Genomic DNA, 21,239 nt, shown 5'->3' with positions numbered 1-21,239 from the left:
TCCCTGCGGTCGGACGACAAAATACCACCTCTGAAGGCAAACCGGGCTTCAGAGGTGAAGTCCTGTAGCCAATTGGCCTTGTCGTGTAATGCCAGGCCTAAGAATAGTGGATGCTTCATTGAAAGAGTCTTCACAACACGTGGTAGATGGCTTGTCGATTGATGCAATCTCGGGCGCTCCGATTTTACCGGAGCAAGTCCTTCTTGTGCACGATCTTCGCCCTGGATTGGCAGACTATCTTAAACGGCAGTACCCCTCTCTTCGGGCGGACGATTGCGTCGACAGGGCAAGCGTACATGGCCTTCTTCGGCAGTACATTCTCGCCCTTCTGAAAGAGGATAAGGGTGAACTCACGTCACTGGAGACCGAGGTCGCGGACAGTATTGCGTCAAGTGATACGCTCACCGAAAACACGGAAACGGAGTACGATGAGAACGAGACGCTTGGAAGCAAGGTCTCGGATATGGTGGCGAGTTTCGGTGGCAGCTGGAGCTTTATCATAGGTTTCGCCACGTTACTGGCTATCTGGATGGCAATTAACGTAATGCTTGGTCAGCAGAATGCGTTTGATGCCTACCCGTTCATTCTGCTGAATTTGGTCCTCTCAACCATTGCGGCATTCCAAGCCCCGGTGATCATGATGAGCCAAAGACGGCAAGAGGCTAAGGACCGTTTAAGGGCCGCCAATGACTATCAGGTCAATCTCAAGGCTGAACTCGAAATTCGAAGGCTCCATGAAAAACTGGACAGCCTAATTCCTCGCCTTGAAGATCGCATCGCGGTTTCTGGCCGGTTCGCTCGCGTGTCTGGACGTAATAATAGAACAGCCCTGCGTGCAGAGCGCAAGCAACCGAAAACGCCACATACGAACTGACGAAACGCTGGGTAAGCGTGGCGGATGAAGCGGAGGTCGCCAGACCTATCCCGCAAGTGAACTGTGACCACCAGTTTGCTGGGTCGCGTTGACCCGACACGAGCCAGTCTCGAGCTTAATCGGAACCTGTTGCTACGCTGATGAAGAACCTTCGCGTGGCTCAACATAGAAAATGAGGTAACAAATGACGACGATCTCAGCCAGTGCAGACCTAGAGCCTTCCGTTAAAGAAGCCAGGGCGAACTGGGCATGGTTTGTGGCTCTCGGCTTCGGCCTGATAGTGGTAGGCCTGATCGCAAGCGCCAATCTCTTCCTCTCAACTCTCGCATCCGTGATCTACATCGCGGGCATGATGTTGGCCGGAGCCATCATGCAGGTTGCCCATGCTTTCTCGACGAGTGGCTGGAAGCAAAAAACCTTCAGTGGCCTCAGTGCGGTTCTTTATGGCGTGGTGGGTGCCGTGCTGATCTATGACCCTCTTCTATCGGCACTGAATGTTACCTTGATCGTCGCCGCCTTCATGATTGCGGCTGGTATTGCCAGGATAGCAATCGGCTTTCGAGAAAGAGCGCAAAAGGGTTGGGGATGGATTGTTGCAAGTGGGGTAGCCTCGATGGCTGTGGGACTGCTTGTGGTCTCAATGTGGCCGGGCGTGGGTCTATGGTTTCTGGGCGCGATGCTTACCTTTGACCTTATTTTCCAGGGGCTTGGATTTCTAGCATTCGGTTTGGCACTATACTCAAAGAAATAGGTAGGCGCGGCCACCAACGAGCAACCCGCCGAGCATCGAATGTCTCGACCTGCTTATACGAATTGATCGGCAAGCTCGGTCAAATCGTCGCTTCAAGCTATCAACTTAGTTTCAGACACCATCGCTCATCAGGACTGAAGCAGTTTTTTGGCTTTGGTGGTGTCATATGGAGGCCTGACAATTGGCTAAGATCCTTTGCGTTCTCTACCCGGATCCCAAAACCGGCTATCCCCCGAAATATGCTCGTGATGAAATACCTGTCATCAGGAGCTACCCTGATGGACAGGCCGTCCCTACACCAACAGGAACGCTCGGGTTCAAGCCTGGCGAACTGGTTGGTTGCGTTTCCGGAGAACTCGGCCTTCGTCCTTACCTTGAAGCTCACGGGCATGAACTCATCGTGCTCAGTGATAAAGATGGGGCAAGTTCGGAATTTGACAGGCATCTTCCCGATGCCGACGTAGTTATCTCTCAGCCATTCTGGCCAGCGTATCTCACGGAGGAACGAATTGCTAAGGCAAAGAACCTCAAGTTGGCGCTTACCGCGGGCATTGGCTCTGATCACGTTGATCTGAAGGCCGCGGCGGCTCGAGGTATCACGGTTGCGGAAGAGACGTTTTCAAACTCCATCAGCGTCGCCGAACATGTTGTTATGACCGCGCTCTCCTTGGTCAGAAACTATCTTCCTTCACATGAGGTCAGCAACCGTGGCGGTTGGAATATCGCCGACTGCGTTTCGCGTAGCTACGATATTGAAGGAATGAACTTCGGGACGATTGCTGCGGGTCGTATCGGACTCGCCGTCTTACGGAGAATGAAGCCTTTCGACGTGCATCTCCACTATACTCAACGTCACCGGTTGCCGAGCGACATCGAGAGGGAGCTGAATCTCACATTCCACGAGACACCAGAGGCGTTAGTCAAGGTTTGCGATATAGTGAACCTCCAGCTCCCATTGTATCCCTCGACCGTCAACATGTTCGACGAAAAGATGATCGCTCTGATGAAGAGGGGGGCTTACCTGATCAACACGGCTCGAGGAGCATTGTGTGATCGAGACGCGGTGGTTAGAGCTCTGGAGAGCGGCCAATTGGCCGGTTACGGTGGTGATGTCTGGTTTCCGCAGCCTGCACCTGCGGATCATCCCTGGCGTACCATGCCAAACCAAGGCATGACGCCGCATATCTCAGGAAGTTCGCTCTCCGCACAAGCCCGTTATGCTGCAGGCACGCTTGAGATCCTTCAAGATTTCTTGGAAGGACGGCCAATCAGGCCAGAATATCTCATCATCGATCGCGGAAATCTCGCTGGAACAGGTGCTGCATCCTACAAACTAGCGTGAGCACAAACGCTCGCCGCCGTCGACGTTATCGCGGTTTCCCCACGTGCGAGGCAGCCGTTTCGCTGCACGAAAACTTAGGGTCGTAAAAGGTCTATCTTCTCATGAAAAAACAAATGTCTCATGTTCTAATCGCTGTCATTAGCACGGCACTCTGGTCCAGCGCAGCTTTCGCACAATCACCACCGGTGAATGCCCCACAAAAGAATATTGGCGAGGTGAGCCGTCCGAGTTCGGTAGCAACGTTGCTCGTGATGAACGCCGATTCAGCAACACTCGAAGGAGGGCAGCTCGTCCTTTCTAACGTTGCCAAAAATACAATCGCATTTGCTGAGCGCCCGGTGAAAGCGGCGGGACATTTGGTGACCCAAGACGTTATCTCTCAATGGGGCGAAGGACCGGATAATTTCGCCGAAAATCCGCCAAATGCGACGATCTCTGTGCTAAGCGGCGGTTCCAAAGCGATCGATGCCGTTGTGACGCTTCGGAATCCAAAGATGGAAGGCTCGAAGTTAACTTTCGATGTCTCTCTCCTGGAAGGCAAGTTGGATGGCGCTACTGGTCCAGCCGCGTTGTTTATCGATCACTGGCGAGGCTGGAGAAATGTCGGATGGTACGGTTTGGGCGCCGCCACAGGAGCGCTCGCCGGAGCTGCCGCGTTTGCTCCTCGACCACCAGTGGTGAACGAGGGGTATTATGAGTACCCACCGGTGGTCGAGCCCGTTTGCCCGTATGGGTACTACCGTTCGGTATATGGCGAGTGCCGTTACTCACTCTATTGAGCCTAAAGACAATTTCGGATCTTCGATGGACTAGGCAGCACGGTGTGCCAGGCTTTCTGGCACACCGTGCTGCGCATTCTCTGACGCATTTGGTTTGTTGCGATTGTCCCCAACTAATGTAGGGCCAAAATTTACAACAAACAAACCAAGTTACAAAACTCCTGCCCTAACGGACCGGAGATAGTTCATGTAACGGTCTCTACCGTGGAGAGCCGTTTTGCTGCTGAGACGTGCAGCGACCTTCGCAGACCAATCCACCGGATTGAGGTCCTGTTTACGTTGGAAGCTATTCATGACGCGGTTGTATTCAGCGATCTCAGCAGGTGTACTGGATTTATAAAATTCGTCATGCATTACCACATTCTGCGCTAACCGTGGCTTTATATCCGTATCCTGCTGCGGATCTGGTCGTCCCACCACCAGCCCGGTTACGGGTACACAGCGATCGGGAAGATTTAGCAGCTTTCCTAACATCTCCGCATTGTTTCGGACTGCACCGATGAAGCACGTACCATATCCCAGAGATTCAAATGCCAAGGCAGCATTTTGAGCAGCGATACACGAATCGACGATACCCAACAAAATTGACTCAAAATAGTCAAACCCATCGTGAGAAGCGGATTCCATTTCGCCGATCGCATAGTTTCGGCTCTGATCTGCCAGCCATATGAGCATCAGTGGCGCTGTGTCGATTTGCCTCTGACTTCCGCACAGCTTATTCACTTCGCTCTTACGTTCTGGGTCGGTGATCTTTATCACACTCCAACTTTGTAGATGAGAGGAGGTGGCTGCCGATTGTGCCGCCGCGATCGCGGTCATCGCGTCGTTCGCCTTGACTGGCTCTGACGTGAATTGCCTAATACTACGATGCATCAGCATATGAGTTATGATTTCATTTTCAGAAATTTTTAGACCGTGTGCGTCGCCGTAACGATCAGCCACGGCATCTTCGACCGGTCTGCAATATTCTACGGCGTAGTCTTCGGGTTTGGTCACGGAATTCCCCTTACGTTCAGTTATTACTGGATGAACAACCGCAATACTCATGCGTCGACCATTACGTAGTGATCTTCACCGACCTCTTCATAGACGCGAGGAGGAGACACGTACTCGACGTCTCTGATTGGGTTCTTGATTTCATGGCCGACCTCCTGCTTCCGCTGACCGCGACGTGATGGATCGGCGACTGGCACAGCGTTCAATAGTCTTCGCGTATATGGATGGCGAGCATTACCCATGATTGCTATCCGGGGTCCAATTTCCACGATCTCTCCGAGATACATGACGGCGACGCGATGGCTCACTCGTTCGACAACGGTCATGTCATGGGAGATGAAGAGATAGGAAAGACCAAGCTTCTGCTGTAGATCGAGTAAGAGGTTTACAATTTGAGCTTTAACTGAAACGTCCAAGGCTGATACAGCTTCATCGGCAATGATCACCTTTGGGGAAACAGACAATGCTCGGGCTATGCATACACGCTGCCGTTGCCCACCCGAAAATTCGTGCGGATATCGATCAAGCATTTCAGGCTGCAATCCCACGAGTGCCATCAGTTCAGGCGCCTTGGTTCGGGCCGTCTTTTCATCCATTCCAGCGCATAGCATTGGCTCCATTAGCGCATCGATGATTTTGAACCGTGGGTTCAAGCTCGCAAAAGGGTCTTGAAAGACCATTTGGATGCGTTGGCGTTCCTGTCGGAGTTCGGCGCCACTCATTTTTCCAAGGTCTCGCCCAAATAATTTGATCGTGCCTGATGCAGGCTTCACCAACTGCAAGATAGATCTGCCCGTGGTCGACTTCCCGCAGCCAGATTCTCCGACCAAAGAGAGAGTTTCGCCTTGGCGTATCTTGAAACTGACGTTCTCAACAGCGTGGACCTTACCCACCGCACGCCGAAACAGCTTGTCGCGGACCAAGAAGCGAGTTGTGAGATTTTCCACGGAGAGAGCAGGGTCTGCGGCGTTGTCAGTTACTCTTGGCTGTTCCTCTTCGGGACGACATATCCGTCCTTCCGCTCCGTACTCCGCATAGCGGACTGGAGTGGACCGGAACCTTGAACTATCCAGGGGGGCTACTGCAGCCAAAAGCCTCTTGGTGTAGGGCTCGTGAGACTCCGTGAATATGCGTGTAGTTTCGCCCTGCTCGATGAGCTCGCCATTATACATTACAACGGTTCGATCCGCGATTTCGGCCACAACACCCATGTCATGAGTGATGAACATGACAGCCATCTTCTCCTCATCCTGGAGTTCTTTGATGAGTTGAAGGATTTGGTTTTGAATTGTTACATCGAGCGCGGTCGTAGGTTCGTCAGCGATGAGGAGCTTTGGGCGACATGCAAGCGCCATAGCGATCATCACCCGCTGTCGCATGCCACCTGAGAAATTATGCGGATACTCGTCGATTCGACGCGCAGCGGCAGGAATCTTTACCCGATCCAATAGTGCCAGAACTTCATTTCGGGCACTCCTTCGTGAAAGGGACTTGTGACGGATTAAGACCTCACCAATCTGGTCACCGATTGACATAGTAGGGTTCAGGCTCGTCATGGGCTCCTGAAAAATCATAGCAATATCGTTGCCACGGACGGTGCGCATCTGTTCGTTGGAATAACTCGAAATGCGCTTTCCGTCGAAGTCGATACTTCCTGTGATTCGGGTAGTTTTCTCCGGGAGCAACTGCATGATCGCTAACGCCGTCACGCTTTTACCGGATCCCGACTCCCCAACTATTGCGACTGTCTCACCATGGTTGATGCTGAAGGTGACATTCTTGGTGACAGTCTTCCACGCTGGATCGCGGCCAAATGAAATGCCCAGGTCGACAACTGATAGAATCTTTTCCGTCATGGTCACGTACCGTCATTCAGGGTTTATTTTCTTCTTTGAGCAGATGCAAAGTTCACGTCTTAGCGAGAGCGCGACGCATTTCTTGGATCTAGCGTGTCACGCATGCCATCACCGATAACATTAACGCCCAAAACAGTGAGGGAGAGGAATAGCGCTGGAATCCAAATGTTATGAGGATAGATCTGAAAAAGGGTTCTCCCTTCAGCAATTGTATTTCCCCAGGTTGGTACATTCTGAGGCATGCCCAAGCCCAAGAAGGAGAGCGTTGCCTCCAGCAGGATCGCGGCGCTCATGATAAACGTCGCAATAACCGTCAATGGCCCAACTGCATTGGGCAGGATATGTCGCAGCAGCAATCGGGGCGTTGGAACGCCTAAGGATATCGCGGCTTCGACATATGGCTCTTCTCGGACAGACAGAACGACCGATCTGACGACGCGAACAACGCGCGGTATTTCTACTACTGTAATCGCCAGGATCACGGTCCAGATGCCGGTGCCGATCGCAGTCATTAGCGCAATTGCAAGGAGGATTGCCGGGATAGCCATCAAGCCATCCATGATCCTCATGATTATCCCATCCGCGGTTTTGAAAGAGCCGCAGATCAACCCCAATAGCGTGCCGATCAACACAGAAACTACGGTGACTGTGACGCCTATTAGGATAGACGTTTGCGCACCGTAAACTATCCTCGCGAAGATATCTCGTCCAAGCGCATCGGTTCCAAAGATGGCAAGCCTTGGAGATTTGTCCTCAAGAAAGGCCGTATTGACGGGTTTGAGCGGAGACAGATTGCGGTTGAAGGGATCGACGAAGTTGGGGTCGATCGACGTGAGTATTGGGGAGCAAATTGCCATGGCGACGACAGCGAAGACTATCGCGTATGATAGCGTGAGAATTGGTTTCTTCATGGTTGTATCCAGCAAATCCGGTTCAGGTGTTGACGCGTGGATCAAGAATTCCGTACGAAATGTCGGCTAGAAGGTTGATCACGATATAGAACACCGTGAAGATCAGGATTATCGCCTGGACCGTGGGGTAATCACGGGCGAGCACAGCGTCGACCATGAGCCGACCGAGGCCAGGAATGTTGAAGACGCTTTCCGTGACAACAACACCGCTGATCAGGCTGGCTAATCCCATTGCGATAACCGTTACGATCGGGGCTGCGGCATTGCGCAGAACGTGTTTGGTCGTAATTGGAAAAGGCAGGAGACCCTTCGCTTTCGCCGTTCGGACGTAATCCGCGTTCAGCACTTCCAAGACACTTGCCCTGGTAATGCGTGTTAGCAGGCCGATGTAAACCGTTGATAGGGCTATAGCGGGTAATACGGTGCTTGATAGGGTCCCAGAGATTCCGTTAGAGAGCCTTTGATATCCCTGTACCGGAGTTAAGCCCAATTTTATCGAGAACAAACCGATCAGGGCATAACCTACGACAAAGACAGGAACGGAGAACCCCATTACCGCAACAGCGGTGGAAAGATTATCCGCGACTGAACCCGCTCGATATGCTGCGGCTGTGCCCAGCGGAATTGCAATCATAACGGAAATCGCTAACGTCAAGAATGCGAGCACAATCGTTGGCTCCACACGCGACAAAATCAGCTGCGTTACAGGCATCTTGTAGTAGTAAGATACTCCGAAATCACCTCGCAGCGCTCCAGACAGCCAGGCTAGATATTGTTTCCAAAGTGGTTCACCAAGCCCGAGCTGCTGACGGATTGCAGCGATTTGTTCAGGTGTGACTGCATCCCCGCCCAAAATCGCAGCAGGGTCTCCTGATGAGACTCGGAGTGTTAGGAAAACCAGGATAGAAATGCCGAAAAGAACGGGTATCGTGGTGACAATGCGCCGTATCGCGTAGTTGAACATCGATCGCTCCAACTGTGACCTAAGACAGTCTTTGATGCGTCCGCCTCTCGCTGGTCAGGAGAGGCGGACGAAAGACATTGTCAGTTTTCCTTCTTGATGTTCCAAAATACGGCAGCGGGTGCCTTCAACCAGCCAGAAACTCGGTCGTTTCGATAGGCACCGAAGACATTGTAAATACCCATCGGCACGAAATGTGCCTGATCTACAATGCGCTTAGATATATCATTAGATATTTGCTTCGCGCTTTCGGGCGTATCCGCAACCTCAAATGCTCGCCTCATCTTCTCGAGCTCGGGATCACACATCCATCCAACGAACGCCTTATCACACGAGGCATCAGTGAAAATGTTGTACATGGGATTGGGCACATTGGTCATCAGGCTGACTGTGAAGAAAATGTTCCAGCCGCCACTACTGGCAGGTCCGCGATTATTCCGCCTCACAAAGTAAGTCTGCGAGTCCATTGACTGAACATCAACGGTGAAACCCACGCTGCTCAAGACGTTGCTGAGTACCGGCGCCATCTTGTTTGACGAGATGAGGTCAGTCTGATGGAGGATCGCGATCGGTGCTCCGCTATATCCAGACTCTTTCAACAGTGCTCGAGCTTTGGCTACATCCGGTTTGATCAGGAGATCACCAAACTGACCTTTATCTCCCACTTCGCATCCAAGGGGGTCGTTACAAACGCGAAAGAACCTCGCGTCACCATGTTGAGCAGTCATGAACATATCCTGCTGGATTGCATACATGACGGCCCGACGTGCATCGACATTGTCGAATGGGGGTTGGACATGATTGAAGCGAAGGACACTTTGTAAGCCAGCTTCATTCCATTGGAAAAGATCTATGTCTTCTTTACCTTCCACGATCGGAAAGAGATCGGGCTGGAGCGCTTCGATAATGTCAACTTCACCGGCGACCAGAGCGTTAACCGCAGTGAATTGGTCGGGCATTGTCACCCACTCGACTCTGTCAACATACGCAATTTTTCCTCCAGCAAAGCCAGACGGTGGTTCATTGCGTGGTTTGTAACTTTGGTTCTTCAGATAGACGATTTTTTCGCCAGGCTTCCATTCGTTTAACGCAAGCTTGAACGGTCCTGAGCCAACATATTCCTTGATTTGTTCCGTTCCGGGTGTGGCTGCTACGCGGGCTGGCATGATGAACGGTACGTTAGCATCCCCTTTGCCCAAGACCTCAATTACATGGCCGAACGGTGCGTTCAGGATGATTTGAAACGTCTTTTCATCCACCGGCACGATATCTTTCACAAATCCCAACAGCGCCCGTCCAGCTCTGTCTACTGACGCCCATCGTTTGATTGATGGGATGACATCTGCAGTTGTTACCGCCGGTCCGTCATGCCACGTAAGTCCGTCTCGAAGCGTGATCGTGTAGGTGAGACGATCATCACTGACCTTATAGCCCTCCGCCATTTGCGGGTGAATCTCTCCCTTCTCGTCCGTTGCGAAGAGAGTATCGTAAATCATGTATCCATGGTTGCGACTAATGTAGTTTGTCGACCAAATAGGGTCTAGGATCTTTGGATCAGCATGAGCGACAACCTTTAAAGTAGAGGCGCTGGCTGTTGAAACGGACATCGCTGAAAGTAGGGCGATGGATAAGAGCATTTTTCTCAGCATTGCATTACCCTCCGGATTGGTATCTGGGGATACGCATGAAATGCGTATCCCTGGACCATCATTTTTTATTTAACGTCCTTGATGAAGGTATCCTTGCAAAGGACCTGATTTCCGCGGAACGTATAGATATCAAGACCGAGCCAATCGAGTTTGTCGCCGGTCTTCGTCGTTGCCGTGCGGCGCCATTGCGCTACAATCGTGTTTCCGGAAAAGATTGGCTCGGCTGACTCTGTCCAAGCGACATCTGGGGTGTCGGCGAATAGCTTAGCGAAATAGCCCTCAATTGCCTTATGCCCCTTATAGACATCACCCATGGGAATTTGCCCGCGGCCGTTTACAAACGAACCATCTTCACAGAAGCGAGCTGCAATCTTCGCTGGGTCACGAGTTGCAAAGGCCTCCTTCATCAGCTGGCGACCTTCTTTAGCTGCAGCTTCCGCTGCGACCTTTGCGTCTACTTCAGATACCATTTCAGTCCCTTTCTCTGGTTGGTATTTCTTTGAGGCGGAGGCTCACATGAACGCTTCGCTTGTGTATTTATTCACCATGTAGCCTTGGAGGCCTTCGATCCCTCCTTCGGAGCCGAAGCCGCTTTCCTTGATGCCTCCAAACGGAGTTTCGGCTACCGTGATCGAGTATTGGTTCACACCGAACATCGCGACCTCTACATTCGAGGTCACTTCGTAGGCTGTCTTGTGAGATCTTGTGAAAACATAAGCCGCTAGCCCGTAGGGCAAGCGATTGGCCTCAACCAGAGCGTCTTCCATGCTTCCAAAAGGAGCCAGCATCGCGATCGGTGAAAAGGGCTCTTCATTCATCAGGCGAGCATCAGGCGACAAATCCGTAATCACTGTAGGGTTCCAGTAATAGCCCGCATTTCGCTCGGAGGGCCCGCCCGTTCGGATCTTCGCCCCTTTGCTTATTGCATCCTCGACCAATTCAGACGTAGCGGAAAGACGGCGTTGGTTGGCCATCGGTCCAACATCGGTTTCGGGGTTAAGGCCGTTACCGATGTTCAGTGCTTTGGTCCTGTCAACAAAGGCACTCACAAACTTATCGTAGATGCCTTCCTGGATGAGAAAACGCGTGGGAGCCAAGCAAACTTGACCCGCATTGCGATATTTTGACCTTACAGAAAGATCGATGATTGCATCGACATCTGCATCGTCGAATACAAGCACAGGTGCATGTCCACCGAGCTCAAGTGTTATCGGTTTAATCTCGTCGGCAGCCAATCTGCCAAGCAAGCGTCCGACAGGTAGTGACCCGGTAAAAGATATTTTCCGGATATGCGGTGACGAGATCAGCTTCTCTGATATCTCCGCCGGATTTCCGAAAAGAACGTTGACTACACCTTTAGGTAGCCCTGCATCATGAAGTGCCCGGACAATCGCCAAAGCCGTCGACGGGCATTCCTCCGCTGGTTTGATGATGCAAACACAACCCGCGGCCAACGATGCCGCGATCTTCCTAGTTGGGGTAATTGCTGGGAAGTTCCATGGAGCAAACGCAGCGACGGGTCCGATAGGCTCGCGGTTCACGGTTTGCCGTGACCCCGCATTTCGGCCCGGTATCGTTCGACCATATGCGCGTTTACCCTCTTCGGCAAACCAATCAAAATAGTCAGCAGAGGTGTAAACCTCATAGTGAGATTCATGGAGAGGCTTGCCTTCCTCCATCGTAAGCTGGCGCTTGATGTGGTCAGCGCGTTCGCGGATCAATTGCGCAGCTTTTTTTAGGATGGCTCCTCTCGCGAGCGGGCTCATCCTACTCCAGGTCCGATATGCTTCAGCAGCGCTTTGTAGTGCTTTATCGACCTGTTCTTTAGAGGCGAGTGGCACTAGACCAATTTGTTCGTAAGTAGCCGGGTTGTGAACGGGGGATGTGCCATCGGCACCCGCGACCCATTCACCGTGAATATACAGCTTCAGATCATCATATCCGTCCGCGGTCATCGTAACGCTTCTCCTTTGAGGAATATGGCGGAAATAAACACTAGGTAGCTAAATATCGCACAGCGATGCTAGATAACGCCCAAAGAGTGCGGTTATGAATAGATGCTTGTCAAGAAAATAAATTGAGGTTATTGATTTTATCTAGGTCAAGCCAAATATGAAGAGATCTATTGATTTCGGATGGCTAGCACGCGAAGGGCTGAGATGTGCGCGTGGAGCTATATCTATAAGTCTGTAGTGAGGTCGCAACGTCTCAGAGCTTGGATTGCAAACTGGCCAAGCAACAAAGTAAGCTGAATTAGTCAGCCTCGCTCGGTCACTCTTGCAAATCGCTTACTGATGAGATTTCAAAATACACGCTGTTTAGAGAGAATACGGGGCCCATCAAAGTGACAAAAGCAGACGAAGAAAAGCAGAAGCCCGGGTACAACTATGTTCAATCCCTCGCCCGGGGATTGAACATTATCAAGTCGTTTAATTTTTCCAAGAAAGAGCAGAGCTTAAGTGACATTTCAGAGCACACAAAGCTCGATAGAGCGGTGGTGCGCCGTAATGTTCTAACACTGATAAATCTTGGTTATATGGTGGGGAAGGGCGGTAAATATGCTTTGACCCCAAGAGTCCTCGACCTTGGCTTTTCGTATATTAACTCGTCACCCATTTTCAATCTATCGCAGGGTGTGATTGATCGCCTTGTAAGTCAATCAGGCAATTCGTGCTCAATAGCCGTGTTGGATGATTGTGACGTCTTGCATCTCAAAACATCTTCGATTCATCACAGTTCATTTGGCAGCGCACGCGCAGGCATAAGAGTGCCAGCCTACTGCACCTCAATGGGCAGAGTGCTTCTATCGCAACTCGATGATGACGAGGTTCGCAGAATATTAGCCCAGTCGGAAATCAAGAAACTCACGAGCAAGACTATAACGGATCCATCGAGCCTCGTGGAGGAGATTCACAAAGCAGGTGATAAGGGATGGAGTTTCGTTTCTGGGGAAATGGAGCACGATCTTAACGCCCTATCGGTACCAGTTAAAAATGGAGATGGGCATATCACTGCAGTATTGAATATGAGTGCTTACGGTGAGAAGATCGATCGCCAGAGTTTTATCGATAGCAATCTCGAAAATATGAGACGAGCGGCTCGTGAGATAAGCGTGCTGATCAACGGCTGAGTATTGTTCTTGACGACGCTAACAATCTACTGAAACATTCGACAAGATCTCGTGCGAGATCTGATCCGTTTGGTTTAACTAAGGGTAGGCGTCAGTGCGTCTGCTCGCTTTTGGCGTGTTCAGCTCTGTCGCTTATGATTTTGATCGAGTGATAAAGCCGTCGATCAAAGTCATGCCATAAGCGAAACCTCTATATGACCGAGGACGATCCGGATGGCTCATATTCCGACTCCATCGGAGGCTTGACATTGTACGACATCTCGCGGTCGCCATTTTAACACTGGAAATGGTGCGGGCTTCGATCTCACGTAGTTAGTCACGCCGAGCGTCTTAAAAGTTGAGAGTTGGTGACTGGATCGACTTCACATCTGGCCGTAGCGCACAAGGTAATTCGCTCGATGACCTGGGTAGTATACGAATTGTGGATAGCCTTTCAGCTCCTGAAACGGGTGTAAGAGCGCGTCTCATGCGGGATACATCTCAAGTAGTTTCGCTAAACTTTGAAACGGTGATTCCACGTCCCGTTGCATGATTGATCGAAACACTGAGTAAATATTGGGTTTAGCGCGGAGCGCATTGCTTCTCACTTAGCCCATCGAACTAGCTGAGGCGTGGTTTGGAAAGTCCAACTGGCTCAGCATACACCACGAAACAATCCCTAGCTTCGATTATCGAAGTCGCCTTCAACGAAATCGTCGTGTCTCCGGTCTTGCGGATAATCGGGATCGATCGTCCATTTTCCGGTTCTAGATTAGCGATTGATAATTTGGAGGATTTCATCTTTATCTCGCTGAGCTGGTCGTAAGTTGGCGATGGAAACATTTGGCGATGCCGCTAGGCTTCGCGGAGTGACTAAGTCGACGGCAGCTGACTCGGCTGTGAAGCACCTGCAGCCAAAGGCGCCTGCTTCCTGGGTGGAATGGTTGTGCTTAGCGTCTCATTTAACGTCAGAAAGCGCTTTGGAGTCTGTGGCTCGATAAACAACGCGCGGATCGGATATGACGATCGAATTGCATCATCAATTTCTTCGATGGTTCGCTCGACCTCTTGTTTCGACAAACCGTCAGCAAACCAAATGCTCAACGCTACCAGCAACTGATCGGGCGCAAGATGGACGCTCACCATGCCATTTACGCGAAGCACTTTTTCGTTCTTCTGAATATCTGCGATTATTGAGTCCGCGACTTCTCTATCGACCGGAAGTCCAATGAGGAGATTTTTGCTGTTTGACGCTAGACGGAATGCAACGATCGCAAGGATGATGGAGATAGTAATGGATGCAAGGCCGTCGTATCTGTAGTCTCCAGTAATCTGGCAGGCAATCAAGCCACACGCGGAAATGACAAGGCCCACCAGTGCTGCGATGTCACCCTCAATGATTGTCAGCGTGGTGTTATCGCGCCGTCTTCGTAACGCAGTAACCCAGTTGCCCCCGCTTTTGAGTTTGAGCTGACGCGTGGCTGCCCACAGTGCGAATGCCTCGACCGTGATTGAGATCACTAATACAATGTAGTTGATCCACTCCTCTTCAATCGGCTTTGGATCAATAATCTGCTTAAGCCCGCCATATACGGTGATGCCAGACCCAAGGGCGAAAATCAAAATCGCAACGATGAGGTTCCAGAAATAGATCTCTCTGCCGTAGCCAAGCTGATGCTGAGGTGTGGCGGTTCGCCTGGATGCCATAATTCCGTAGAATAGGATTATCTCCGTACACGCATCGATCAGGGAGTGTACACCTCCGCTCAACATCGCCGAGCTTCCTGTGAGAACTGCTGCCATGAACTTGATCACGGCAATGAGAAGATCCCCCGACAAACCTATTAGAACGGCACGAAGTCCCGATTTCGTATTAATATACCTGGAAAGCCTGGAAGCGATGGACGTCTTTAGCATCTTCTTACCGGATAGACGAGTTGCCCTGGAGGGGGCCGCCTCCGTTGATACGGAAGCGGCCCGCCAAATCACCCCAGACACCTGCGTGACAAAGGAGGACGGCTTGTCATGACAGTGCCTATTGCAGCAGGGCGCGATCTGGCTCGGACATCAAAATTAGCGATGTGGAAGTGTCGGCGTAACTATACAAACGTCTACTCGGCCCAATACCTGTGGCCGATGTTCCGCTTTGGTGATTGGGACTAACTTCAGCAATGCTCCCTGGATACGCAGGGCTCTCATCATTTCTGGAGAATGTTTTAATGACCCAGTCGCTCACCTCGCGCCGCTTGGCGCCGCTGGCAACCCCAACCGACCTTGAGGCTCACGCAACCAAGGATATCGCAGCAGCGCTTACAGCACTCCTCGCCGACGTCTTCACGCTGTATCTCAAGACGAAGAATTTTCACTGGCATATGTCAGGGCGGCATTTCCGGGACTACCACCTGCTCCTCGACGAGCAGGGTGATCAAATCATCGCTATGACAGATGCTGTTGCGGAACGCGCAAGAAAGGTCGGCGGGACCACACTTCGTTCGATTGGGCACATTGCCAGACTTCAGCGTATTCCAGACAATGACGCTGACTTTGTAACTCCGGACGATATGCTTGCAGAGCTGAGGGAAGATAACAAACAGCTCGTATCCATCCTGAGGCAGGTCCATCAGACCACGTCCGAATATGATGACTTCGCGACTACAAGCCTTGTTGAAGGCTGGATAGACGAGACAGAGCGCCGCGTTTGGTTCCTGTTTGAGGCGTCTCGCACAGTCTGAAGACGCTTGCCATACCGTAGGGCGCCCGGTTGATAAGAGCCAATCCACTTGGTGAGATTGGCGCCCGGGCGTCCTTGGATGTCGCTCCGTTCGAGTATCTCTTCAACGGTCGATAGTGCGGCTGCCTGGAGTTTTGGGAAACCCTAGTTTGGGAGTTGCGAGCGTGACAGAGATACCGACCAGTTCACCAAGCAGAAACGTCCTTTTTGCAGACCCATGTGCGACAGCAGACGCACCGATCGCACAAGGGTTGCGCCTCGAAGGCTGTCACGTTATCCTTGCGAGGACGTTGGTAATGGCTGAACGTTACGCCAAGTTAGACAGATTGGACTATGCGGTTGTAGAACTCCGATTTGACGAAGGCATTGGGTTCGATCTGATCAAGTCTATCCGTGACCGGTATCCAAACTGCAGGACAGTCGTTCATACCTCGTTTTGCAATATTCAAACCGCGGTTCTGGCGGTGAAAAACGGTGCTGCGGACCTGTATCCGAAACCGATGGATGTGAATCTCGTCATCGCCATGCTTCTACAGAAATGCACTCAAACTACTTCTGAGCTTCAGGAGTTGCAGCGGCCGTCCGATCTTCGGGACGAGTACATCAGGCAGACATTTCAATCCTGCGGCTCCAACCTGACGCGCACAGCGACCCATTTGTCGCTCCAGCGACGTACGCTTCAACGGATCATGTCTCGTCGCCCAGAACTGCGAACAGTTTCGGAAAGATCATCTTAGCCTGAAACTGCCTGGGTTCCGGTATTGAAAACGATTGCTTAGATGGACGCTCTCGCGGACGCTGCGGGGCGCAGATTATACACTCCTCTCCTCAAAGCTTTAGGAGACAGTGCATTCGAGGCATCGCTAACGTTAGCTCTCCAACTTGAGAAAAATGGACAAAGCCGCCTTCCTGTGATGGAAGGCGGCTTCAGCGGGTAGTTCCCGCAGTCCGAGGAGGGGGCGAACTCGGACTTACCTCGCCTCGGGCAAGTCGAGGTAACGATGCAACTTAGAGCGGTTTTAGAGTTGCTGAGCCACTATACTTAGGTGTCGGGTTGGGACGAAACAGCGCCTATTCGAAAAGGAGAGACGCCATTTCGAAATCGATTTGCTTGGGCCGTCGTCCGTCCGGTAGATTGATAATTCGCGAAATGGCTTCAGCCAGTTCAATGTCACCGGACATATCCCCGACCAGTTCTGGAGACCCTGCTATATCAAGAGCGGCGATGCGAGAAGGGACATTTGGTGGGGTGATGATCGTTGTCTCTACGCCGTGAATTTCGAGCTCCGCCGCGTACTCTGCTGCTATCGCATCCATTACCACTTGGTCACCAGCGATCCAGATCAATAGGCCATACTTCTGGTGGCACAACGTGGGGAATAGGAGGTCTCTTACAGACTCCGCATCCTGAAGTTCATTCTCGAATTCCTCGAAATTGCCTGGCGCCGGTTGTTTCGAAGCCAGCTTTCCGTTCGATCTATGGACGATAACGTCGATCCGACCATGATCGTCAACGATTTTTCTGATTACTTCAGACGCGTGCCGCCTGGTCGCCAAGTCCAGCACAATAGGGCGTAGGTCGAGATCAGTTGCCTCGGCATACTGTTCCATCTCCAGTGCTTTATCCAAGTTAGCTCCATGTCTGTCCGGCATCCCGGCGTAGACGACCGTCTCATTCCCTGAGACTTCGCTTGCGATCAGTGCGCCACGGCGGTCATTCGCCTGCGTTATCAGTATTATTTTGCCCATGAAACTGGCTCCGAAAATGTCAGTCGGCCGGTGAATTGCCAGTCCAAGAAAGTCGTAGTTGGTGCCAGGCAATAGCTCAGTCCCAAGCTACCGCCTCACTTAGATGATTGAACTATACATGGGTGTAGCTACGCCCGTCCTATGTATGATGGAGTGAGCAAGAAAACCCTCCTAACTTACGAGCGTCAATGGCGCCAAGCGAGCCACTAAGCGGCCCAGGCGCTCGTAAATGGATGCTGCTCAACGGCGGCCGAAACGAGTTAGGATACCAACCAATGCCGAGACTTTCGAAATCCTTTAGTGGTCATTTTGCCTGGCTGGGAAAGCCGGTGTTCAACGGTAAGGGCTCGTTTAACCAAGGGGGCGCCGCCAAGTTCAGCCTATCGGCGCTCGCCTTAGGAATCCTGTTATCAGCCAATGCGCCAGCGTTCGCCTCTGGTTTCCAATGCCCAGAACTGGGAGATCTGCCCACGACCGCCCTGGAAGCGAAGATCGATACGCTGCTTCCGAAAGGCGGCGTTCTTGCCGAGCCAGCTGAGCTCTACGAGGCTGCCGTTCTTCTGCGTGATCACGGCATGACGGCTGAGAACACAATCAATCATCTCGTCGCCCTGTATTGCCCTTCGGTGGCTTCCGACAGCACGCTCAGCGATGACGCTAAGACGAACCGAGTAAGGGTTTTTGCCGCAGAGGCTACACAGCTTGTCTTGCAGGAGGGTGAAACGGAGGAAATTCTCTACACCGTCAAGCTCGTCCCAGATGTTGCGGATCGTGTTGAAGATCTCGCAACTCGTGCAGGTCTGTCAGTCGAAGACTGGATCAAGAAGATCGTCACTGACAACGTGGAGTGATGTCGACTCGTCGCAACCCTTGCAGCCAAGCATCACAATTCTTCCGAAGGACGATCAGATCATGTCGCAACCGGTAACAACGGGCAACACGCAGATGGCCTTCGGCGTGACTCTTCGTCGGATAATCTGCCTTGGTCTAGTAGGAGGTTATCTCAATGCTATTGGCTTCATCGATCTTGGTGGCCTCTATCCCGCTGCAATGACAGGTAACACAACGCAGCTCGGCGTCGCAGTGGTGAAGTTGGAGTGGATGCGTGTATTCCTTATAGGCAGCACAGTCTTCTGCTTTTTCGCGGGCGGGATGCTTTCCAGTTACCTTCAGAGAATAATTGTGCATCCGTCCCTCGAGCTAGCCTTTATGATTTTGCTCGTGGCGACAGCTCAATTTGTGAGAGCGGTGACCAATGACCCCGTTCCATGGGAACTTCCACTCCTAGCGTGCAGCATGGCGATGCAGGGTGAAACCCTTTCGCGGTTTTCCGGTTCGTCGCTTCAGACAATAGTCGTTACCAACACTTTGCTGAAATTCGCCGATGCACTTGTGGGGCGCTATGTGAAGTACGGCAAAGGAGGACGTACCGCGCTTGGGGACGTCATCGTGCCTGGCGCGGCGTGGGTCGCTTATCTGATCGGAGCAGGCCTTGGTGTTATTGCTAGCATGTTTCTTCAGCATGCATTGCTGCCTGCTATCTTCCTCTTAGCCTTTCTGAGCATTGATGTCCTCGCGGTTGGATCGAGATCTCTGGCGCACGAAATCTGAAGTAAAAACATCTGAATGGAGATACTTTTTCGTAGCTATGACCTCTCAGCATAAGCTTACGAGAATGTAACCCTAAGATGTTGAATGTTTAATTTGAATTTCGCGAAATACGGAACGATATCTTGCTCAAGCAAAACGTTCCATTCGCGGATTACCTGTCCAGCCTGAAATTTTGGGTTGGAAACAAGCTGAAAACTACCGCCTGTCGCGCGTCGCCCCGGCTTTAAAGAGCCGTGTCGATGATGGTCTCTCACGTCCTAAGGATACCAATGATGTCCGGAATTCTCCGTAAACGCAAAGCAGCAGCATTACTCGGCGCAGCACTTGTTCTGGGCTCTATCGCTGTCCCGCTTCTGCCAGCAAAGAATGCAGCAGCTTCCGAGCCTGTTCATGTCAACAGCACGCTAACTTCCGAGCCGTCGATCGCTTCTGTTGTTGAAGCCGACAAGCCTGCTGTCGTAACAATTACGTCGACTATGAAGTCGGATGGTCCTGAAAACGCTAGCAATAGCGAGATGGATGAACAGTTTCGACAGTTCTTCGAGCGGCAGGGTATTCCGCTCCCTCAGCAGCAACAAAAGCAGAAGGGTCGCCAGAACGCTGTAGCTCTGGGATCTGGTTTCATCATTAGCTCTGACGGTTTTATCGTCACGAACAATCATGTGATCGACAAAGCCACGAGCATCAAAGTCACACTAGACGACGGAACAGAGCTACCCGCAAAATTGGTGGGCGCAGACCCGAAGTCCGATCTCGCCGTCTTGAAGATCGAGGCTGCTCACAAGCTTCCTACTATTGCATGGGGTGATTCCGACAAGTTGAAGCTCGGGGATCAGATCATTGCGATTGGCAATCCCTTCGGTATCGGAACAACAGTTACTTCGGGTATTGTGTCTGCCCGGGGGCGCGACCTGCATTCGGGTCCGTATGATGATTTCATCCAGATTGATGCTCCTATCAACCACGGCAACTCTGGTGGCCCGCTCGTCGATCTCGACGGTAAGGTAGTCGGCATTAACACGGCGATCTACTCTCCAAATGGAGGTAGTGTCGGCGTCGGGTTTGCAATTCCTTCCGACCAGGCGAAGGTTATTGTCGCCAAGCTGCAGAAAAATGGCGTCATTGATCATGGTTTCCTTGGCGTCTCCATCCAGCCAGTCACTCAAGATGTCGCAGATGCCATTGGCTTATCTAAAGCTGAGGGCGCATTGATCTCCGGCGTGAACGAAGATAGCCCAGCGGCTAGCGCGGGCCTGAAGTCCGGCGACATTGTCACTGCGGTTGGTGATAGCCTTGTCCGTACTCCAAAGGACTTGTCGAGGCTTGTGGCTGACTTGGCACCTGGCGACAAAGAAACTCTAAGCGTTTGGCGCGACGGTAAGTCAAAGAGCATCGAAGTTACAATTGGCGGCAATGAAAATGGTGTCGAGCACGCCGCTGCGATCGAGAAAGACGATGTAAATCGTCCCAGCATCGGTGTAGGTCTTGCAAACATCACGCCTGAGGTTCGCGAACAGCTTAGCCTGTCCAAGAATACCAAGGGTGCTGTGGTCGCGAGCGTCGACCAGGACAAGCCTGCGGCCGAGGCTGGGGTTCGTGAAGGTGATTTGATCATTTCAGTGAACAATAAGCCGGTAGCGAATGCGAGCGAGGCCAAGAACGCTGTAGGAGAAGCTGGTAAAAGCGGACGCAAGTCTGTGCTGCTTCAGATCGAGCGTGATGGCAAGGACTCGTTCGTCGCGGTTCCGTTCTCTGCTTCCTAATGTTCTGATCAAACCTTGTAATGGCAATACTGTAGGATTCGATTCCACGGGACAGGAGCATACTCCTGTCCCGTTTTCAGTTCGGGTATGGAGATTTGATCCAGAAGCGTGATTTAGAGTTTGCGTGTTTGCCGCACAAATTGATTGGCCGTCTCCT

The 21,239-nt window shown here is 51.8% G+C and carries 19 protein-coding genes; 10 read left to right on the top strand and 9 right to left on the bottom strand.

Annotation, left to right across the window (positions count from 1 at the left end; all coding sequences use genetic code 11):
• The first annotated feature begins 118 nt into the window (after nucleotides 1-118).
• The 4 genes from GGE33_RS15375 (at nucleotide 119) to GGE33_RS15360 (ending at nucleotide 3,746) form a co-directional block, all read left to right on the top strand.
• Nucleotides 119-874 carry a DUF1003 domain-containing protein gene (locus GGE33_RS15375; RefSeq protein ID WP_246436136.1) on the top strand — a complete coding sequence of 252 codons (756 nt, stop codon included), beginning with the start codon at nucleotides 119-121 and terminating at the stop codon, nucleotides 872-874.
• Nucleotides 875-1,058: 184 nt separating this feature from the next.
• Nucleotides 1,059-1,625 carry an HdeD family acid-resistance protein gene (locus tag GGE33_RS15370; RefSeq protein WP_183824591.1) on the top strand — a complete coding sequence of 189 codons (567 nt, stop codon included), beginning with the start codon at nucleotides 1,059-1,061 and terminating at the stop codon, nucleotides 1,623-1,625.
• Between the two features lie 181 nt (nucleotides 1,626-1,806).
• On the top strand, nucleotides 1,807-2,967 hold the full coding sequence (locus tag GGE33_RS15365) for an NAD-dependent formate dehydrogenase (protein ID WP_183824588.1): 1,161 nt from the start codon (nucleotides 1,807-1,809) through the stop codon (nucleotides 2,965-2,967).
• 101 nt (nucleotides 2,968-3,068) lie between these two features.
• A complete protein-coding gene (locus GGE33_RS15360; protein WP_183824585.1) occupies nucleotides 3,069-3,746 on the top strand; it encodes a hypothetical protein in 678 nt (225 codons plus the stop codon).
• 150 nt (nucleotides 3,747-3,896) lie between these two features.
• On the opposite strand, the gene GGE33_RS15355 is transcribed toward GGE33_RS15360, so the two are convergent.
• The 7 genes from GGE33_RS15355 to GGE33_RS15325 all read right to left on the bottom strand — a co-directional run bounded on the left by GGE33_RS15355 (nucleotide 3,897) and on the right by GGE33_RS15325 (nucleotide 12,074).
• Nucleotides 3,897-4,742: a nitroreductase family protein gene (locus tag GGE33_RS15355; protein WP_183824582.1), complete on the bottom strand. Its 846-nt coding sequence runs from the start codon at nucleotides 4,740-4,742 to the stop codon at nucleotides 3,897-3,899.
• Between the two features lie 47 nt (nucleotides 4,743-4,789).
• On the bottom strand, nucleotides 4,790-6,598 hold the full coding sequence (locus GGE33_RS15350) for an ABC transporter ATP-binding protein (RefSeq protein ID WP_183824579.1): 1,809 nt from the start codon (nucleotides 6,596-6,598) through the stop codon (nucleotides 4,790-4,792).
• 59 nt (nucleotides 6,599-6,657) lie between these two features.
• Nucleotides 6,658-7,509, bottom strand: coding sequence for an ABC transporter permease (locus GGE33_RS15345; protein ID WP_183824576.1), 852 nt, complete (start codon nucleotides 7,507-7,509; stop codon nucleotides 6,658-6,660).
• A gap of 22 nt (nucleotides 7,510-7,531) precedes the next feature.
• Nucleotides 7,532-8,473 (bottom strand): ABC transporter permease, encoded by a 942-nt coding sequence (locus GGE33_RS15340; RefSeq protein WP_183824573.1) that lies wholly within the window; start codon nucleotides 8,471-8,473, stop codon nucleotides 7,532-7,534.
• Between the two features lie 80 nt (nucleotides 8,474-8,553).
• A complete protein-coding gene (locus tag GGE33_RS15335) occupies nucleotides 8,554-10,119 on the bottom strand; it encodes an ABC transporter substrate-binding protein (RefSeq protein ID WP_183824570.1) in 1,566 nt (521 codons plus the stop codon).
• A 65-nt stretch (nucleotides 10,120-10,184) separates the two neighbouring features.
• Nucleotides 10,185-10,589, bottom strand: a complete 405-nt coding sequence (locus GGE33_RS15330) for a nuclear transport factor 2 family protein (protein ID WP_183824567.1) — start codon at nucleotides 10,587-10,589, stop codon at nucleotides 10,185-10,187.
• Between the two features lie 42 nt (nucleotides 10,590-10,631).
• Nucleotides 10,632-12,074 (bottom strand): NAD-dependent succinate-semialdehyde dehydrogenase, encoded by a 1,443-nt coding sequence (locus tag GGE33_RS15325; RefSeq protein WP_183824564.1) that lies wholly within the window; start codon nucleotides 12,072-12,074, stop codon nucleotides 10,632-10,634.
• Between the two features lie 389 nt (nucleotides 12,075-12,463).
• On the opposite strand from GGE33_RS15325, the gene GGE33_RS15320 reads away from it, so the two are divergent.
• Entirely contained in the window at nucleotides 12,464-13,249 is a 786-nt protein-coding gene (locus GGE33_RS15320; protein WP_183824561.1) for an IclR family transcriptional regulator domain-containing protein, read from the top strand.
• 852 nt (nucleotides 13,250-14,101) lie between these two features.
• Here the strand turns inward: GGE33_RS15320 and GGE33_RS15315 are convergent.
• Nucleotides 14,102-15,145 (bottom strand): cation diffusion facilitator family transporter, encoded by a 1,044-nt coding sequence (locus GGE33_RS15315; protein ID WP_183824558.1) that lies wholly within the window; start codon nucleotides 15,143-15,145, stop codon nucleotides 14,102-14,104.
• Nucleotides 15,146-15,447: 302 nt separating this feature from the next.
• On the opposite strand from GGE33_RS15315, the gene GGE33_RS15310 reads away from it, so the two are divergent.
• Together GGE33_RS15310 and GGE33_RS15305 are read left to right on the top strand one after the other, a co-directional pair.
• Complete coding sequence (locus GGE33_RS15310) at nucleotides 15,448-15,960, top strand: Dps family protein (protein WP_183824555.1); 513 nt, start codon at nucleotides 15,448-15,450, stop codon at nucleotides 15,958-15,960.
• Nucleotides 15,961-16,075: 115 nt separating this feature from the next.
• Nucleotides 16,076-16,696: a response regulator transcription factor gene (locus GGE33_RS15305; RefSeq protein ID WP_343062465.1), complete on the top strand. Its 621-nt coding sequence runs from the start codon at nucleotides 16,076-16,078 to the stop codon at nucleotides 16,694-16,696.
• 334 nt (nucleotides 16,697-17,030) lie between these two features.
• On the opposite strand, the gene GGE33_RS15300 is transcribed toward GGE33_RS15305, so the two are convergent.
• On the bottom strand, nucleotides 17,031-17,708 hold the full coding sequence (locus GGE33_RS15300) for a Rossmann-fold NAD(P)-binding domain-containing protein (RefSeq protein WP_183824549.1): 678 nt from the start codon (nucleotides 17,706-17,708) through the stop codon (nucleotides 17,031-17,033).
• Nucleotides 17,709-17,983: 275 nt separating this feature from the next.
• On the opposite strand from GGE33_RS15300, the gene GGE33_RS15295 reads away from it, so the two are divergent.
• The 3 genes from GGE33_RS15295 (at nucleotide 17,984) to GGE33_RS15285 (ending at nucleotide 21,082) form a co-directional block, all read left to right on the top strand.
• Nucleotides 17,984-18,559 carry a hypothetical protein gene (locus GGE33_RS15295; protein WP_183824546.1) on the top strand — a complete coding sequence of 192 codons (576 nt, stop codon included), beginning with the start codon at nucleotides 17,984-17,986 and terminating at the stop codon, nucleotides 18,557-18,559.
• Nucleotides 18,560-18,620: 61 nt separating this feature from the next.
• On the top strand, nucleotides 18,621-19,319 hold the full coding sequence (locus GGE33_RS15290) for a YoaK family protein (protein WP_183824543.1): 699 nt from the start codon (nucleotides 18,621-18,623) through the stop codon (nucleotides 19,317-19,319).
• A gap of 272 nt (nucleotides 19,320-19,591) precedes the next feature.
• Entirely contained in the window at nucleotides 19,592-21,082 is a 1,491-nt protein-coding gene (locus GGE33_RS15285) for a DegQ family serine endoprotease (RefSeq protein WP_183824540.1), read from the top strand.
• Nucleotides 21,083-21,239: the final 157 nt, after the last annotated feature.

This window comes from Aliirhizobium cellulosilyticum (assembly GCF_014198105.1).
Lineage (GTDB): Bacteria > Pseudomonadota > Alphaproteobacteria > Rhizobiales > Rhizobiaceae > Neorhizobium > Neorhizobium cellulosilyticum.
Note: the sequence above shows the minus strand (reverse complement) of the source record. Positions and strands in the feature narration are given on the sequence as shown.